The following is a 15,314-nucleotide window of genomic DNA, read 5'->3' as shown; positions in this document are numbered from 1 at the left end:
TTTCGCGCCGAGGAAACGTGATGACCCAGCCGAGCTTTGCGACCCACGAAGTCTTCAACCAGTCACCGCCGTTCGAGGATATCGACCTGTTCGCCGTGGATCGGCCGCTGGTCGAGGCGGTCAAGGCCAATGGCGGCGCGGCAGCGGAATGCGAGCTCTCCGAGTTCGGCAGGCAATGGGGCTCGGCCGCGATGGCCGATCGCGGGCGCTTCGCGAACGAGAACACGCCGAAGCTGCGCAGCTTCGACGCCAAGGGCAATCGCCGCGACCAGGTCGAGTTTCACCCGGCCTATCACGAGCTGATGGCGCACAGCGCCCATGCCGGCATCCATAATTCGACGTGGACCGCGAACGGCAAACCGGCGGGCGATGCCGCCGAGGTCATTCGTGCGGCGAAATTCTACATGGCAGCCCAGGTCGAGACCGGTCACCTCTGTCCGATCACGATGACGCGCGCCTCCGTCGGCGCGCTGGCGATGCAGCCGGACCTGCTGGGCAAGGTGATGCCGGTGCTGTCGACCAGGAGCTACGACCCGAGCTTCGCACCGTGGTGGCAGAAGCGCGGCATGACGCTCGGCATGGGCATGACCGAGAAGCAGGGCGGCACCGACGTGCGTTCCAACATGAGCCGCGCGGTGCGCGATGGCGAGGCCTATCGCATCACCGGCCACAAATGGTTCATGTCGGCGCCGATGTGCGATGCCTTCCTGGTGCTGGCGCAGGCCGAGCAGGGCCTGACCTGCTTCTTCATGCCGCGCTTTGCACCGGATGGTTCGGTCAACGCGATCCAGTTCCAGCGGCTGAAGGACAAGCTCGGGAACCGCTCCAACGCCTCGTCCGAGGTCGAGTTCGCCGGCGCTTATGCCGAAAGGGTCGGCGAGGAAGGCAAGGGGCATCCGCACCATCATCCAGATGGTGCAGCTGACGCGGCAGGATTGCGCGATCGCCTCGGTCGGCCTGATGCGCTCGGGGCTGGCGCATGCGCTGCATCACGCCCGTCACCGTAGCGTGTTCCAGAAGCATCTGGCCGATCAGCCGCTGATGCAGTCGGTGCTGTCGGACATGGCGCTGCATGTCGAGGCCAGCACGGCCCTGGTGATGCGGCTCTGCCGCGCCTTCGATCGCACCCCGCACGACGCGGCGGAGGCGGCCTATATGCGGCTGCTCACGCCCGCGATCAAATACTGGACCTGCAAGAGCGCGCCGCCGTTCCTCTATGAGGCCATGGAATGCCTCGGCGGCAACGGCTATGTCGAGGACGGCATTTTGGCGCGGCACTATCGGGAGTCGCCGGTCAACGCGATCTGGGAAGGCTCGGGCAACGTGATGTGCCTCGACGTGCTCCGCGCGCTCTCGCGCGAGCCGGAGGCCGCGACGGCGGTGCTGCAAGCGCTTGCGGCCGAGACCAAGGGTCTGCCGGGAGCGGGGGAGGCGGCCAGCTTCATCGGCAAGACTTTCCGCCGCACCGACGGTGAGCGCGTCGCGCGGCTTGCCGTCGAGAAGCTGGCGCTGCTGGCGGCGGCCGCGGCGTTGAACGGCGTGTCGCCGCGCAATGCCGAATTGTTCGCGGCGAGCCGGCTCGCCACCAGCCACGCCAGCATGTACGGCGCCGTCGAGCTGGAGAGCGGCGAGGTGCGCGCGCTGCTGGAGCGGGCGCTGCCGTGAGTGCTTGATGTGTCATTCCGGGGCGATCCGAAGGATAGCCCCGGAATGACGGTGAAATTCCAACGAAAGCCTCCTGATGGATTCCCTCAATCCCGACCATCCGCCGCCGACCATCACGCCGGCGACGCCGCGCGTCTGGAAGTTCTGGGGCACGGCGCTGTGGGGCCTCTTCATTTTCGTCGCGATGTTCGTCGGACAGATCGGCGCCGTCGTCCTGGTGGCGGCGCAGCGCGGCCTGCCGATGGATCTCGCCTCGATCCAGGTCGTCGGCCGCGAGCCGCAGACGCTCGCGCTCTCGGTCATCATGGGCCTGCCGGCGACGCTTCTGGCGGTGTGGCTCGCCATTGCCCTCAAGAAGGCCTCCTTCGTCGACTATCTCGCGCTGCACTGGCCGTCCTGGAAGCAGCTGCTGTTCGGTGCCGTCGGGCTCATCCTGCTGGTGCTGGTCTGGGAGACGATGTCGCGCGCGCTCGGCCGCGAGGCGACGCCGGGCTTCATGACCGATCTGTTGAAATCGGGCCGCGACAAGGGCGCCGCGCTGCTGCTTCTGTTTGCCTTCAGCGTGGCCGCGCCGATGTCGGAAGAGATCTTGGCACGCGGCTTTCTCTACCGCGGCTGGTCGGCGAGCTTCCTGCGCGTGCCGGGCGCGATCCTGCTGTCGTCGCTGGTCTGGACCATCGTCCACCTGCAATACGACATGTACTTCCTCGCCGAGGTCCTCACCATCGGCCTCTGGTTCGGCTACATGCGCCATCGCACGGGTTCGCTCTGGCTCACCATCGTGCTGCACGCGCTGAACAATCTGACCGCGGTGGTGCTGACGATGTGGCTGGGGAGCTAGGCCACCAGCGCGATCGCAACCGGCATCGTGATCGCCGCCAGGATCGTCTGCAGCGTGATGATCTGCGCCAGCAGCGGCGCGTCGCCGCCCATCTGGCGGGCAAGGACATAGGCGCTCGACGAGGTCGGAACGGCGGAGCAGATCGCAACGATCGCGAGGCTGTTGCCGGAAAGCCCAAACCAGAGACCGAGCCCAATCGCGAGCGCGGGCATCAGCACCAGCTTGAAAACGACGCCGACGGCTGCGCCGAGGCTTGGACGGAAGAGCCCTTCGAGATGCAGCCCCGCGCCGGTGACGAGCAGGCCGATGGCGAGCGAGGAACTACCGAGCGCGTCTGCAACCTCATGCCAGAGCTTTGGTAGCGGCAGGTGGGTGACATTGAGGGCAAGGCCGATGATGCAGGCCCAGATCAGGGGATTGCGCACCAAAGTGATGACGATGGCGCGGCCGGATTGCTTTTCCGGCGATGCATAGCGAGCGAGCACCGAGACGCTGAACACGTTCACGAGGGGGATGATCGCCACCATCGCCACGGAGGCGAGCGCCAGCCCGACATCGCCGAACAAATTCGCGGCGATCGACAGCGCCACGAATGTCTGCCAGCGCGTCGCGCCCTGGAAGATCGAGGTGAAGGCGGGGCCGCCGATGCCGAGCCGCGCCAGGGCGGGGCGCAGCGCGAGGCACAGCAGCGACATCGCCAGCGCCGCCAATAGAAGCGCGCCGCCGACGCCGGCCACCGGTACCTTGGAAAGGTCGGCCTTCACCAGCGTCTGGATCAGCAGCATCGGGAACAGCACGAAATAGGTCAGCTGTTCCAGCCCGTGCCATTGCGTGTCGAGCCGCATCAGGCTGCGCTTCAGCACGACGCCGAGCACGATAAGGATGAAGACCGGCAGCAGCGCCGCGATGACGACCGGCATGGGTCAACCGTTGCGCAGATTGGCGAGACGGTCGAGCGCGCCTTGCAGGATGAAGATGGCGGCGTGCTCGTCGATCACCTCGGCGCGCTTGGCGCGGCTGACGTCCATGCCGATCAGCTCGCGCTCGACCGCCGCGGTCGAGAGGCGCTCGTCCCACAGGCCGATGGGAAGCGCGGTCAGACCGGCGAGATTGCGGGCGAAGGCGCGGGTGGATTGCGCGCGCGGGCCCTCGCTGCCGTCCATGTTGATGGGCAGGCCGAGCACGAATCCGGTCGCCTTGCGCTCCGCCGCAATCGCGAGCAGCCGGGCCGCGTCCCGCTTGAATTGCGTGCGCTGGACCGTCTCGACGCCGGTCGCCAGTCTTCGGTCCGGGTCGGACACGGCAACGCCGATGGTCTTGGTGCCGAGGTCGAGCCCGACCAGCGCGCCGCGCGCGGGCCAGTGGGTTGCAGCATCGACGAGAGGCAGGATAAGAGCCGGCATGCGTAGCGCATATCACGCGTCACGCCGCGGAGTGAACCCGAAACAATGGATGCGCTGACATTATTCGGCCTGTTCGCCGTCTCGGCGATGCTGGTCACCTACGCCCTGGAAGATCGCAGCCACTGGTTCGTGCTGCTGTTCGCCGCGTCCTGCGCGCTCGGCTCGGCCTACGGTTTTCTCCAGGGTGCCTGGCCGTTCGGCCTGGTCGAAGCGATCTGGGCTGTCGTGGCGCTGCGGCGGTGGCAGCTCAGGCCGTAGGCCGTCCGACGGCCCCACGACCCGCGAAATTGCGACAGGCGGCGACATCCATGATTTGTGGCAAATCTCACACTGATGACGCGCAGACCGTGGCATGATGCCTGTGGTTGCGTGTCAATGAATGTGCAGGTTTAGAGTAGTGCGGGGTATATGCCCGCGATTTTCCAGAACGATCGGCCGCGGCCCGCAATCCGACCGCGCTGCAACCTTGGCGCAAATTTTCTGGCGCCCCGACCGCGTCCCATATTCGCCCAGTCATTTGAGAGGTCACGATGCTCATCAAGCCAAGCCTGATCGCGGGCTCAGAAAGGCGATTCAAGCAAGCCGAGTTCTCACCCGAAGCCTTGAACCGGAAATTGGGCGACGGTCCGATCGAGATGTCGGTCGAAAAGATGCGCGTGCGCCAGCGCCAGCTGCTGGCCGAGACGCAGGACATGGAGAAGGCCGAGATCGGCCTGGAGCGGATCATCCAGGGCAATGATCTCGACAGCATCAATTATCTCGCCAAGGGGACCGCCGCCTCGCGCCCGGTCTGCCGCATCCAGCTCAGGGATCTCAAGTCGAACCTGCTCGGCTATGGCTCGGGCTTTCTGATCGGGCCGGGCCTGCTGCTGACCAACCATCATGTCTTCGGCAAGCCGGCCGATGCGGCCAATTCGATCGGCGACTTCAACTACGAGCTCGACATCTCGGGGCACGAGCGCGCGCCGGTGCGGTTCGGGTTCGAGCCGGGCAGATTCTTCTACACCAACGACAGGCTGGATTTTTCGGTGGTCGCGGTGGCGCCGACCTCGCTGTCAGGCGGGGAGGAGCTCGAGGACTTCGGATGGCTGCCGCTCAGCGCCGCACCCGGCAAGGCGGACCCCGGCGAGTACCTCACCATCATCCAGCATCCCAGCGGGCAGATGAAGCAGGTCTGCGTCCGCGAGAACAAGCTGCTCAAATATGTCGGCGACTTCCTCTGGTACAACACCGACACGACGGCAGGCTCGTCGGGCTCGCCGGCGTTCAACCGCTTCTGGCAGGTGGTCGCGTTGCACCACAGCGGTGTTCCCCGGAAGAATGCGCAGGGCCGCACCCTGACCAAGGACGGCAAGGTGTGGAAGCCGTCGATGGACGAATCCCTGATCGACTGGATCGCCAACGAAGGCATCCGCATCAGCGCGATCGTCGCCGATCTCAAGGTTGCCGTCGGCTCCCATCCCCTGATCAGGCCGGTGCTGGACGAGGAGGAGCCGCCGATCCGGCATGAGACTGCGAAGGTCCGGGCGCCGGCTGACGTGCCTGCCTTCGGCGCCAATGTCTGGGTCGAGCACTCCCTCGACGGGAGCTCGCTGGTGGTCCCGATCCGCGTGCCGTTGCCGATGTTCAGAAAGGACATCCCGTTCGCGCCGCTCGCACCCGTGCCGGGACCTGCGGGAGGCAACGGAGGGGCGCCGAACGGCGGCATGGCAAATGGCAGGGCGCCTTTGATCGCCCGCCCGGCCGGCCTGCTGCCGCACATCAGCGCGAACAACGGCCTGCCGATGGAAGCCGTGCATATCGATCAGAGCACGTTGAAATCGCGTCCCGGGTACAAGGCGAATTTCCTCGGCACCGGCAAATTCTCGGTGCCCTTGCCGAAGATTCCGGCCTCTCTCAAATCCAGGATCGCGATGCTCAAGGGAAGCTCCAGGCAATCCGAGCTGAAATATTTCAACTACAGCGTGGTCATGAACAAGGATCGCCGGCTGGCCTTCTTCAGTTGCGTCAATATCGACGGCGGCAAGCAGCAGGACGTCGGCAAGCGCGAGGGCGATTCCTGGCTGCGCGACCCGCGCATCGACGACGACGCCCAGATCGGCGACGAGTTCTACCGCAAGCAGGCCACGTTCGAGGCGGATCGCGGCAAGAATCCGTTCGACCGCGGTCATCTCGTGCGCCGTTTGGATGCGACCTGGGGCGACACCGTCGCCGCGGCCAAGCAGCATGGTGACGATTCCTTCCACTTCACCAATTGCGCGCCGCAGTTCTTCTCGTTCAACCAGGGCAAGCAGCTCTGGGCGGGACTGGAGGACTATACCCGTGACGTCCTGCTCGAAGGCGAGGAGAAGGGCATCGTCATGAACGGCCCTGTGTTCGACGGGCCGGACGCCGACGGGTCCGATCTGCCCAATCCGGCGGGCCGGTCGCACAAGGATCCGAGCTTCGGCGGCGTCCAGATCCCGAAATATTTCTGGAAGATCCTGATCCGGCGCAACGAGGACGACGACGCGCTCAAGGCGGCGGCCTTCCTGATGAGCCAGCGAAAGCTGGTCATGGAGATCGACCGCATCCAGGAGGTGGATCTGCGCGAGCGGATGTCGGAGGAGGACGTCAGCGTGTTTCAGGTCTCGATCGCGGACCTCGCGAAACTGACCAAGCTCGATTTCGGCAATCTCGCTGATGCGGATTCGCACGAGGCGACCGCGGTCGGCCCGCGGCGGATCGAGTCTTATGAGGATATCCGGCTCAAATAGGGGCTTTCTCGTACGGTGCGAAACGACGCGCAATCGGGTGAGGGCAGCGATGCTCAGCAGAGACACCGCATGACCTCACCCGATGATCTTCCGGACCCGTCGCGGCGTCAGCGGATCGCGATCGGGTTGATCATCGCCTGCACGCCGCCGGTCCAGCGCGGCTGTCCCAGCACGAACAGGAATTCATAACCCTTGTCGCGGGCCAGCGCGGCCGTATCCATGTTCTCGAGGATGTAGGTCCCGTTCATCGCGAGCAGGATCTGGTGCACCTCGAACACGTTCTTGGATTCGAACGGCAGCACCTCGAGTCCCCAGGTGTCGGCGCCGACGGCGACGACGCCCTTGCCAGTCAGATATTTTGCCCCCTCGACGCCGAGCCCGGGTTCGCCGGCCGAATAGCGCTTGTCGTCCTTGCCGAGCAGGCTGAGCCAGCCGGTGTGGAAGATGACGACGTCGCCCTGGCGGATCTCGACGTTCTGCTGCTTGGCGGCTTCCTCGATCTCCTTGACGTTGAAGGCGGTGCCTTCCTTCACCACGTCGGTCTTGAAATAGGCGGCCATGTCGAGCAGGACGCCGCGGGTGACCATCGGCGGCACCTTCTCGATGCCGAGCTTCTTCAGCCCGGTGGGATCGGCGAAGTCGGCGAGCTTGTTACCGTTGTAGTAGACATGTTCGACGCCGAGATGGCCGAGGCCGTCGAGCTGGCTGCCGATGCCGACCCAGGTGTCGAGGATGTCATCGTTATAGGTGGCCTTGTTCGGACCAAGTCCTGCGCTGCCGGCCTGTCCCGGCTGTACCACGGTGATCTTGTAGGTGCGCGGCGGATAGGCGGGCGTCTGCGAGGTGACGGGAATGCCAAGGGCGTAGGTCTTGCCGGTCTTCACCAGCGACGCCGCCTTCACCACGAGCTCGGGCGTCATGTAGTTAGCGGCGCCGACCTCGTCGTTCGGCCCCCATTTCGATTTGGTCCAGTCCTGTGCGCTTGCAGTTCCTGAGATCGCCGACAATACGGCGACACAGCACAACACGAGCGTATTGCGCATTCGATAGTCCTCCCGATGTTCTTGCCGATGTTTGGCTTCGTTATGGTTCTGCGCTGGCCAGTCATTCATCCTAACGTAGAATGATTGCGGGCTTCAAAGCTTTTTGATGTGCTGCGTTGCCGCGGAAGGCGACGTGGACTCCGCGATGGATTTGTGACGAATTTCGCGGAGTGGAACGCTCGCCTCAGGCGGCGATGACGTCGTGGTCCTTCTTCAGGCCGTCGGCAAAACCGCTCAGTGCGCTGGTTTGATGTCCGGCGCGGCGGTGGATGAACAGCGTCTCGACGCGCGCATGCGCCGGGCTCAGCGCGTGGATCGTGATGCTGCCATTCATCGCGCTGCGCTCGACGACCGCGCGCGGCAGCAACGTCACGCCCATGTCGGCGGCGACGCAGCCGATCATGCCGTCGAGGGTGCCGAGCTCGAAGCGCGCCGCCGACGGCCAGCCGAACTCGACGAACACTTGTTCGAGTCGCTGGCGGTAGGTGCAGCCGGTGCGGAACACCAGCGCGGTCGGACCGGATTCCGGCGTGCCGGCGCGCAGCTCGGCAAGCGAAGCCCAGCGCCGCGCGCTCACAAGCACCAGCTCTTCGCGGAACGCGCTCGTCACGATGAGCTCGGCATGCGCGATCGGGCCGGCGACGAAGGCGCCGTCGAGCGCACCGTCGAGCACGGCTGCGACGAGGTCGGCGGTCGGCGCCGTGCGCAAGGAGAGCCGCACGGCAGGAAAGCGGCGGTGGAATTCGGCGAGCAGGGGCGGCAGCCGCACCGCCGCGGTCGTTTCCATCGAGCCGATCGCAAGCGGTCCCTTGGGCTCGCCATCGTCCCGCGCGGCGAGTGCGGCCTCGCGTGAGAGCGCGGCCATCCGTTGCGCGTAAGGCAAGAGGCGCTTGCCGGCGCCGGTCAGCGTCATGCCGCGGCTGTGGCGTTCGAACAGCGGCGTGCCGATCTCCGCCTCCAGCGCCTTCACGCGCTGAGTGACGTTGGACTGCACCGTGTTCAGCTCCTCGGCGGCGCGGGTGATGCCGCCGGTGCGGGCCACAGTGGCAAAGGTCTGGAGATCGCTGAGTTCCATGGCGCCGTTCCGTTTTCGAGATGGCAGCGTTCGCAACAATTCATTTCTGGAGAATGCTAGTCGCGCCTAGTCTCGCTGTCCAGAGATCGGGGACAAGCCATGCCGATGACGACGTCGCTGACCACGCTGCTGGAGATCGCGCATCCGATCTTGCTGGCGCCGATGGATGTCGTCGCCGGCAGCCGCCTGGTCGCGGCTGTGAGCCGCGCCGGCGGGTTCGGCATTCTCGGCGGTGGCTATGGCGAGCGAGCGTGGCTGGAGCAGGAGACTGCGAAGCTCGCCGAACTGCGGGCGCCGTTCGGCATCGGCTTCATCACGTGGAGCCTTGCCAAGCGGCCCGAGCTTCTCGACATCGCGCTCGGCGCGAAGCCATCGGCGATCATGCTGTCGTTCGGCGATCCCGCGCCGTTCGCAGCGAAGATCAAGTCCGCCGGCGCGCGCCTGATCTGCCAGGTGCAGGACGAGGCGATGGCGCGGCAGGCGCTCGAGGCCGGCGCCGACGTCCTGGTCGCGCAGGGAACGGAGGCGGGCGGGCATGGTGCCTCGCGCACCACCGTCGATCTCGTGCCGGCGATCGTCGATCTTGCCGCCGGCCGTGTGCCGGCGGTCGCGGCCGGCGGCATCGCCGACGGGCGCGGGCTCGCCGCCATGATGATGCTGGGCGCAAGCGGCGTGCTGCTCGGCACACGCTTCTATGCCAGCCGGGAGGCCGACGGCGCTGAGGAGGCGAAGCGGCGCATCTGTGCGGCGAACAGCGGCTCGACGGTGCGCGGCATCATCTTCGATCTCTCGCGCAACAATGTCTGGCCGGCGCCCTTCACCGGGCGGTGCCTGGTCAACGACCACGCGAGGCGCTGGATCGGCCGCGAGGTCGAGCTGATGCAGAATGTCGCCGCAGTCGCGGCCGATTATGCGGCGGCAAAGGCCGCCGGCAATTTCGATGTCGCAGCCGTGATCGCGGGCGAGGCGGTCGGGCTGATTCATGATATCCCGCCGGCGGCCGAGATCGTCGGGCGGATTGCGGTGGAGGCGGAGCAGTTGCTCGCCGGGCGCAGAAACTCGGTGACAGCGGCGTAGAATTCTTCACCCTCCCCTGGAGGGGGAGGGTCGATCGCGCGAAGCGCGAGCGGGGTGGGGTGACAGTCTCTCCATTGAGGCGGTGCCCGTGTGGAGAGATCACCCCACCCCGCTTCGCATTTCGCTTCGCTACATGCGAACCGACCCTCCCCCTCCAGGGGAGGGTAAGAGAGAACGAGAGAGAACAACCATGTGGCCTGACCGTCGACTGATCGACCTTTTCAAGACCGAGTTTCCGATCGTGCTGGCGCCGATGGCCGGTGTGATGGATGCGGAGCTGGTGATTGCGGCGGCGCAGGGCGGCGCGCTCGGCTCGCTGCCGAGCGCGATGATCACGCCGGAGAAGGCGCGCGAGCAGGTTGCCCTGATCCGCCAGCGCGTCAAGGCGCCGGTCAACATGAACTTCTTCTGCCACACGCCGGTCGAGCTCACGGCGGGGGCCGAAACGCGCTGGAAGCAGCGGCTCGCGGGCTATTACGCCGAGCACGGTCTCGATCCCGCAGCGCCGATCGCGGCGGCGAACCGCGCACCGTTCGATGGCGCCTTCTGCGAGGTCGTCGAGGAGCTGAAGCCGGAAGTCGTCAGCTTCCATTTCGGCCTGCCTGAGCAGGCGCTGCTCAAGCGGGTGAAGGCTGCCGGCTGCCTCGTGATCTCGTCGGCGACGACGGTGAAGGAGGCGGTCTGGCTCGAACAGCGCGGCGTCGATGCCGTGATCGCGCAAGGCGCTGAGGCGGGCGGCCATCGCGGCATGTTCCTGACCGACAAGATCGCCGAGCAGCCCGGCACCTTCGCGCTGGTGCCGCAGGTCGTCGATGCCGTGAAGGTGCCGGTGATCGCGGCCGGCGGCATTGCCGACGGGCGCGGCATCGCCGCTGCCTTTGCGCTCGGTGCCTCCGGCGTGCAGATCGGCAGCGCCTATCTGCGCTGTCCGGAATCGAAGGTCAGCGCGGGCGGCCGCAAGGCGCTCGCCGACGCGGGCGATGAGTCCACCGTCATCACCAATGTGATGACCGGCCGGCCGGCGCGCGGGGTCCAGAACCGGCTGATGCGTGAGGCTGGCCCGGTGTCGCCGGATGCGCCGCCCTTTCCCCATGCCGCGACCGCGCTGGGGCCGCTCAAGGCGGCTGCCGAAAAGCAGGGCCGGGTGGATTTCACCAATCTCTGGGCCGGTCAGGCCATTGCCCTCGGCCGCGAGGTCCCCGCGGCCGAATTGACCCGGATCTTGCCAAATCGGCGCTGGAGCGCATGAAAGCGCTCGCCGGATAGGTCTCCAGGTTATTGTTTGCGCATGATCTTTTCGGAAAACCGCTTTGCACTTTCCGGATCATGCGCTAGCGCCGGTTGCGGCGCAAAAGCGGCCTCTGCTATACGGCACATGGGTTTTGCCGTGAGAGGCCTTATATAATGTCCGTCGACGCCGCTACCGTCCGCCGCATCGCGCATCTGGCGCGCATTGCGGTTTCCGAGGACGAGGTTCCGCATCTTCAGGGCGAGCTCAACGCCATGCTCGCCTTCGTCGAGCAGCTCTCGGAGGTCAATGTCGAGGGCGTGGAGCCGATGACCTCGGTCACCCCGATGCAGATGAAGAAGCGGCAGGACGTGGTCGATGACGGCGGCATCGCCGACGATATTGTCGCCAACGCGCCCGCGACCGAGGGGCACTTCTTCCTCGTGCCGAAGGTCGTGGAGTAAGTCTTCTATCCAGGACGTGGTCCGATGTGTCTGCTTTGCGACGATGAGAAGGCCTATCAGGCCTACATGAATTACCTCGACAAGATGGAGCGGCAGGGCAAGGCCGCCGATCCCAATGTCGCCGTCAATGCCGTGCTCGACGAGATCGAGGCCGCCGCGAATGCCGCGGCCAAGAAAAACGTCATGCAAGACGACCCGGCCAACGACAAGACCCTGTCTCCGTTCTTCTGCAGCCCGATCAATAAATGACCGATTTGACATCGCTGACGCTCGCCGAGGCCCGCAAGGGTCTCGCCGACAAGACTTTCACGTCCCTCGAGCTGACCGACGCGCATCTTTCCGCGATCGAAGCTGCGCGCGTGCTCAACGCCTTCGTGATGGAGACGCCGGACCAGGCGCGCAGCATGGCGAAGGCCGCGGACGAGAAGATCGCCAAGGGCGATGTCGGCCCGCTCGCCGGCATTCCGCTCGGTATCAAGGATCTGTTCGCGACCAAGGGCGTGCGGACCACGGCGTGCTCGAAGATCCTCGGTAATTTCGTGCCGACCTACGAATCGACCGTCACGTCGCAGCTGTGGCGCGACGGCGCCGTGATGCTCGGCAAGCTCAACAACGACGAGTTCGCGATGGGCTCGGCCAACGAGACCTCGTGCTTCGGCCCGGTCGGCAATCCCTGGCGGCGCGAGGGCAGCAACACGACGCTGGTGCCGGGCGGCTCGTCCGGCGGCTCGGCCTCGGCCGTGGCGGCGTTGCTGTGCATGGGTGCGACCGCGACCGACACCGGCGGCTCGATCCGCCAGCCGGCGGCGTTCACCGCGACCGTCGGCATCAAGCCGACCTATGGCCGCTGCTCGCGCTGGGGCATCGTCGCCTTTGCCTCCTCGCTCGACCAGGCCGGGCCGATCGCGCGCAGCGTGCGCGATGCGGCGATGCTGCTCCGCTCGATGGCCGGACACGATCCGAAGGACACCACCTCGGTGGATATCGCGGTGCCGGATTACGAGGCTGCGATCGGCAAGTCCGTGAAGGGCATGAGGATCGGCATCCCCAAGGAGTATCGTCTCGACGGCATGCCGGCCGAGATCGAGAAACTCTGGGAAGAGGGGGCGGCCTGGCTGAAGGCGGCGGGTGCCGAGCTGGTCGAGGTGTCGCTGCCGCACACCAAGTACGCGCTGCCGGCCTATTACATCGTGGCGCCGGCGGAGGCGTCCTCAAACCTCGCGCGCTATGACGGCGTCCGCTACGGCCTGCGCGAGCAGGGCAAGAACGTCATCGAGCTGTACGAGAACACCCGCGCGGAAGGGTTTGGCGCGGAAGTGCGGCGCCGCGTCATGATCGGCACCTACGTGCTCTCGGCCGGCTATTACGACGCCTATTATCTGCGTGCGCAGAAGGTGCGCACGCTGATCAAGAAGGATTTCGAGGATTGCTTCGCGAGGGGCGTCGACGCGATCCTCACCCCCGCGACGCCGTCGGCCGCCTTCGGCATCGGCGAGAAGGGCGGCGCCGATCCGGTCGAGATGTATCTCAACGACATCTTCACGGTGACCGTGAACATGGCGGGCCTGCCCGGCATCGCCGTGCCCGCCGGCAAGGACGCGCAAGGCCTGCCGCTCGGCCTGCAGCTGATCGGCCGTCCCTTCGACGAGGAGACGCTGTTCTCGCTCGGCGAGGTGATCGAGCAGGCCGCCGGCCGCTTCACGCCGACGAGGTGGTGGTGAATGTCGCCGATTTCATCGCGAGCCTCAACGGCGCGGCGCCTGCGCCGGACCTGAACGCGCCGCTCAGAGGTCTCTGGTGGGCCGCCAAGGGCGACTGGGACCGCGCGCACCAGATCGTTCAGGACGAAAGTAGCCGCGACGCCGCCTGGGTGCACGCTTATCTGCACCGCGTCGAAGGCGATCTCGGCAATGCCGGCTACTGGTACCGCCAGGCAGGCCGGCCGGTGGCGAAGGATTCATTGGAAGCGGAGTGGGAGCGGATGGTTTCCGCGCTGCTCGGGGATGGAAAATCATGAACGCGTCTGTCAGACAGGGAAAACTGATCAAGGGCCAGACCGGCGACTGGGAAGTCGTGATCGGCATGGAGGTCCATGCCCAGGTCACCTCGCAGTCGAAACTGTTCTCCGGGGCCTCGACCGAGTTCGGCGGCGAGCCCAACAGCCATGTCTCGCTGGTCGATGCGGCGATGCCGGGCATGCTGCCCGTCATCAACGAGGAGTGCGTCAGGCAGGCTGTCCGAACCGGGCTCGGCCTCAACGCCGCGATCAATCTGCGCTCGGTGTTCGACCGCAAGAACTATTTCTATCCGGACTCGCCGCAAGGCTACCAGATCAGCCAGTACAAGTCGCCGATCGTCGGCGAGGGCGAGGTCGTCGTTGAACTCGACGGCGGCAAGGTGGCCACCATCGGTATCGAGCGGCTGCATCTGGAGCAGGATGCCGGCAAATTGCTGCACGACCAGTCGCCGACCATGTCCTATGTCGACCTCAACCGCTGCGGCGTGGCGTTGATGGAGATCGTCTCCAAGCCCGACATCCGCGATGCCGAGCAGGCCAAGGCCTACGTGACCAAGCTGCGCTCGATCCTGCGCTATCTCGGCACCTGCGACGGCGACATGGAGAAGGGATCCTTGCGCGCCGACGTCAATGTCTCGGTGCGAAAGCCGGGCGGGCCGCTCGGCACCCGCTGCGAGATCAAGAACATGAACTCGATCACCTTCATCGGCCAGGCGATCGAGTACGAGGCGCGGCGCCAGATCGAGATCCTGGAGGAGGGCGGCCAGATCGATCAGGAGACGCGGCTCTACGATCCCAACAAGGGCGAGACGCGCTCGATGCGCTCCAAGGAAGAGGCGCATGACTACCGCTACTTCCCCGATCCCGACCTGCTGCCGCTGGAGTTCTCGCAGGGCTACGTCGATGAGCTGAAGGCTGAGCTGCCCGAGCTGCCGGACCAGAAGAAGATGCGCTTCGTCGCCGACTTCGGCCTGTCGGCCTATGATGCGAGCGTGCTCGTTGCCGAGCGCGAGAGCGCGGTGTTCTACGAGACCGTGCTGGACAAGCTCGGCAACCGTGCGCGCGACGGCAAGATGGCGGCGAACTGGGTGATCAACGAGCTGTTCGGCCGTCTCAACAAGGAAAGCCGGGATATTACGGGCTCCCCGGTGAGCGCCGAGCAGCTGGCTGCGATCGTCGATCTGATCGGCGAGGGCACGATCTCTGGCAAGATCGCCAAGGATCTGTTCGAGATCGTCTGGCAGGAAGGCGGCGATCCCCGTGCACTGGTCGAAAGTCGCGGCATGAAGCAGGTCACTGACCTCTCGGCGATCGAAAAGGTTGTCGACGACATCATCGCGGCCAATCCCGACAAGGCCGCGCAGGTCAAGGACAAGCCGCAGTCGCTCGGCTGGTTCGTCGGCCAGGTGATGAAGGCATCCGGCGGCAAGGCCAACCCGCAGAGCGTCAACGACCTGCTCAAGTCCAAGCTCGGCGTCTGACACCCGCGCGTTCGAGCGAGGTGACGGACAAGTCTCGTCACCTCGCTTTCGTTCCTCGATGCGACGTTCGCACGCATCCTCGGCGGCAAGCTTCATCCCGATCGGCGGCGATGTGACGACCGAATCGCCGTGACGCGATTCGCGCAAAACGGCGTCTCGCGCACGCTTCGACGAGCGCTCGCGCCGTTAAGCATGAAAATATTTTCGTTGCCAAAATTCGCGACTCAGAGTCCGCGAAGCGCCTTTGCGAGGTGATCGCGAGAT

General features: G+C 65.7%; 13 protein-coding genes and 2 pseudogenes. 11 read left to right on the top strand and 4 right to left on the bottom strand.

Features of this window, described 5'->3' with window-relative positions:
- The first annotated feature begins 20 nt into the window (after positions 1 to 20).
- Together ACETMP_RS09030 and ACETMP_RS09025 are read left to right on the top strand one after the other, a co-directional pair.
- A pseudogene (locus ACETMP_RS09030) lies at positions 21 to 1,665 on the top strand (acyl-CoA dehydrogenase family protein).
- A 76-nt stretch (positions 1,666 to 1,741) separates the two neighbouring features.
- Positions 1,742 to 2,506 (top strand): lysostaphin resistance A-like protein, encoded by a 765-nt coding sequence (locus tag ACETMP_RS09025; protein WP_375160659.1) that lies wholly within the window; start codon positions 1,742 to 1,744, stop codon positions 2,504 to 2,506.
- Here ACETMP_RS09025 and ACETMP_RS09020 read toward each other — a convergent pair.
- Both ACETMP_RS09020 and ruvX read right to left on the bottom strand, forming a co-directional pair.
- A complete protein-coding gene (locus tag ACETMP_RS09020; RefSeq protein WP_375160658.1) occupies positions 2,503 to 3,426 on the bottom strand; it encodes an AEC family transporter in 924 nt (307 codons plus the stop codon). The genes ACETMP_RS09025 and ACETMP_RS09020 overlap by 4 nt on opposite strands.
- A 3-nt stretch (positions 3,427 to 3,429) precedes the next feature.
- Complete coding sequence (gene ruvX / locus ACETMP_RS09015) at positions 3,430 to 3,909, bottom strand: Holliday junction resolvase RuvX (RefSeq protein ID WP_028135936.1); 480 nt, start codon at positions 3,907 to 3,909, stop codon at positions 3,430 to 3,432.
- Positions 3,910 to 3,954: 45 nt separating this feature from the next.
- Between ruvX and ACETMP_RS09010 the strand changes: the two genes are divergently transcribed.
- Positions 3,955 to 4,167: a hypothetical protein gene (locus tag ACETMP_RS09010; protein ID WP_028135937.1), complete on the top strand. Its 213-nt coding sequence runs from the start codon at positions 3,955 to 3,957 to the stop codon at positions 4,165 to 4,167.
- Between the two features lie 344 nt (positions 4,168 to 4,511).
- On the top strand, positions 4,512 to 6,665 hold the full coding sequence (locus tag ACETMP_RS09005; protein ID WP_375160657.1) for a DNA/RNA non-specific endonuclease: 2,154 nt from the start codon (positions 4,512 to 4,514) through the stop codon (positions 6,663 to 6,665).
- 107 nt (positions 6,666 to 6,772) lie between these two features.
- Here the strand turns inward: ACETMP_RS09005 and ACETMP_RS09000 are convergent, their stop codons facing one another.
- Positions 6,773 to 7,708, bottom strand: coding sequence for a cyclase family protein (locus ACETMP_RS09000; protein ID WP_375160656.1), 936 nt, complete (start codon positions 7,706 to 7,708; stop codon positions 6,773 to 6,775).
- 184 nt (positions 7,709 to 7,892) lie between these two features.
- A complete protein-coding gene (locus tag ACETMP_RS08995; protein WP_028135939.1) occupies positions 7,893 to 8,783 on the bottom strand; it encodes a LysR family transcriptional regulator in 891 nt (296 codons plus the stop codon).
- A gap of 99 nt (positions 8,784 to 8,882) precedes the next feature.
- Between ACETMP_RS08995 and ACETMP_RS08990 the strand changes: the two genes are divergently transcribed.
- From ACETMP_RS08990 to gatB, 7 genes and pseudogenes are all read left to right on the top strand, one after another.
- On the top strand, positions 8,883 to 9,860 hold the full coding sequence (locus ACETMP_RS08990; RefSeq protein WP_375160655.1) for an NAD(P)H-dependent flavin oxidoreductase: 978 nt from the start codon (positions 8,883 to 8,885) through the stop codon (positions 9,858 to 9,860).
- 190 nt (positions 9,861 to 10,050) lie between these two features.
- Positions 10,051 to 11,126: pseudogene (locus ACETMP_RS08985) on the top strand (NAD(P)H-dependent flavin oxidoreductase).
- Positions 11,127 to 11,264: 138 nt separating this feature from the next.
- Positions 11,265 to 11,552, top strand: a complete 288-nt coding sequence (gene gatC, locus ACETMP_RS08980) for an Asp-tRNA(Asn)/Glu-tRNA(Gln) amidotransferase subunit GatC (RefSeq protein ID WP_025036738.1) — start codon at positions 11,265 to 11,267, stop codon at positions 11,550 to 11,552.
- 24 nt (positions 11,553 to 11,576) lie between these two features.
- The gene (locus ACETMP_RS08975; protein ID WP_126258562.1) at positions 11,577 to 11,801 is read left to right on the top strand and encodes a hypothetical protein; all 225 of its coding nucleotides are present in this window, start codon (positions 11,577 to 11,579) and stop codon (positions 11,799 to 11,801) included.
- The gene (gene gatA / locus ACETMP_RS08970; RefSeq protein ID WP_257180129.1) at positions 11,798 to 13,273 is read left to right on the top strand and encodes an Asp-tRNA(Asn)/Glu-tRNA(Gln) amidotransferase subunit GatA; all 1,476 of its coding nucleotides are present in this window, start codon (positions 11,798 to 11,800) and stop codon (positions 13,271 to 13,273) included. Before ACETMP_RS08975 ends, gatA begins: the two co-directional genes overlap by 4 nt.
- Entirely contained in the window at positions 13,264 to 13,569 is a 306-nt protein-coding gene (locus ACETMP_RS08965; RefSeq protein WP_375160654.1) for a hypothetical protein, read from the top strand. Before gatA ends, ACETMP_RS08965 begins: the two co-directional genes overlap by 10 nt.
- Positions 13,566 to 15,050, top strand: coding sequence for an Asp-tRNA(Asn)/Glu-tRNA(Gln) amidotransferase subunit GatB (gene gatB, locus ACETMP_RS08960; protein WP_028135946.1), 1,485 nt, complete (start codon positions 13,566 to 13,568; stop codon positions 15,048 to 15,050). Before ACETMP_RS08965 ends, gatB begins: the two co-directional genes overlap by 4 nt.
- The last annotated feature ends 264 nt before the right edge of the window (positions 15,051 to 15,314 follow it).

The sequence above is a fragment of the Bradyrhizobium dasycarpum genome, assembly GCF_042019905.1.
Lineage (GTDB): Bacteria > Pseudomonadota > Alphaproteobacteria > Rhizobiales > Xanthobacteraceae > Bradyrhizobium > Bradyrhizobium japonicum_B.
This window is presented reverse-complemented; position numbering and strand designations above follow the sequence as displayed.

What these genes read in the sequence shown, in the direction of transcription:
- ACETMP_RS09025 (WP_375160659.1), top strand. Translation starts at nt 1,742, where the DNA reads ATGGATTCCCTCAATCCCGACCATCCGCCGCCGACCATCACGCCGGCG.
- ACETMP_RS09020 (WP_375160658.1), bottom strand. Translation starts at nt 3,426, where the DNA reads ATGCCGGTCGTCATCGCGGCGCTGCTGCCGGTCTTCATCCTTATCGTG.
- ruvX (WP_028135936.1), bottom strand. Translation starts at nt 3,909, where the DNA reads ATGCCGGCTCTTATCCTGCCTCTCGTCGATGCTGCAACCCACTGGCCC.
- ACETMP_RS09010 (WP_028135937.1), top strand. Translation starts at nt 3,955, where the DNA reads ATGGATGCGCTGACATTATTCGGCCTGTTCGCCGTCTCGGCGATGCTG.
- ACETMP_RS09000 (WP_375160656.1), bottom strand. Translation starts at nt 7,708, where the DNA reads ATGCGCAATACGCTCGTGTTGTGCTGTGTCGCCGTATTGTCGGCGATC.
- ACETMP_RS08995 (WP_028135939.1), bottom strand. Translation starts at nt 8,783, where the DNA reads ATGGAACTCAGCGATCTCCAGACCTTTGCCACTGTGGCCCGCACCGGC.
- ACETMP_RS08990 (WP_375160655.1), top strand. Translation starts at nt 8,883, where the DNA reads ATGCCGATGACGACGTCGCTGACCACGCTGCTGGAGATCGCGCATCCG.
- gatC (WP_025036738.1), top strand. Translation starts at nt 11,265, where the DNA reads ATGTCCGTCGACGCCGCTACCGTCCGCCGCATCGCGCATCTGGCGCGC.
- ACETMP_RS08975 (WP_126258562.1), top strand. Translation starts at nt 11,577, where the DNA reads ATGTGTCTGCTTTGCGACGATGAGAAGGCCTATCAGGCCTACATGAAT.
- gatA (WP_257180129.1), top strand. Translation starts at nt 11,798, where the DNA reads ATGACCGATTTGACATCGCTGACGCTCGCCGAGGCCCGCAAGGGTCTC.
- gatB (WP_028135946.1), top strand. Translation starts at nt 13,566, where the DNA reads ATGAACGCGTCTGTCAGACAGGGAAAACTGATCAAGGGCCAGACCGGC.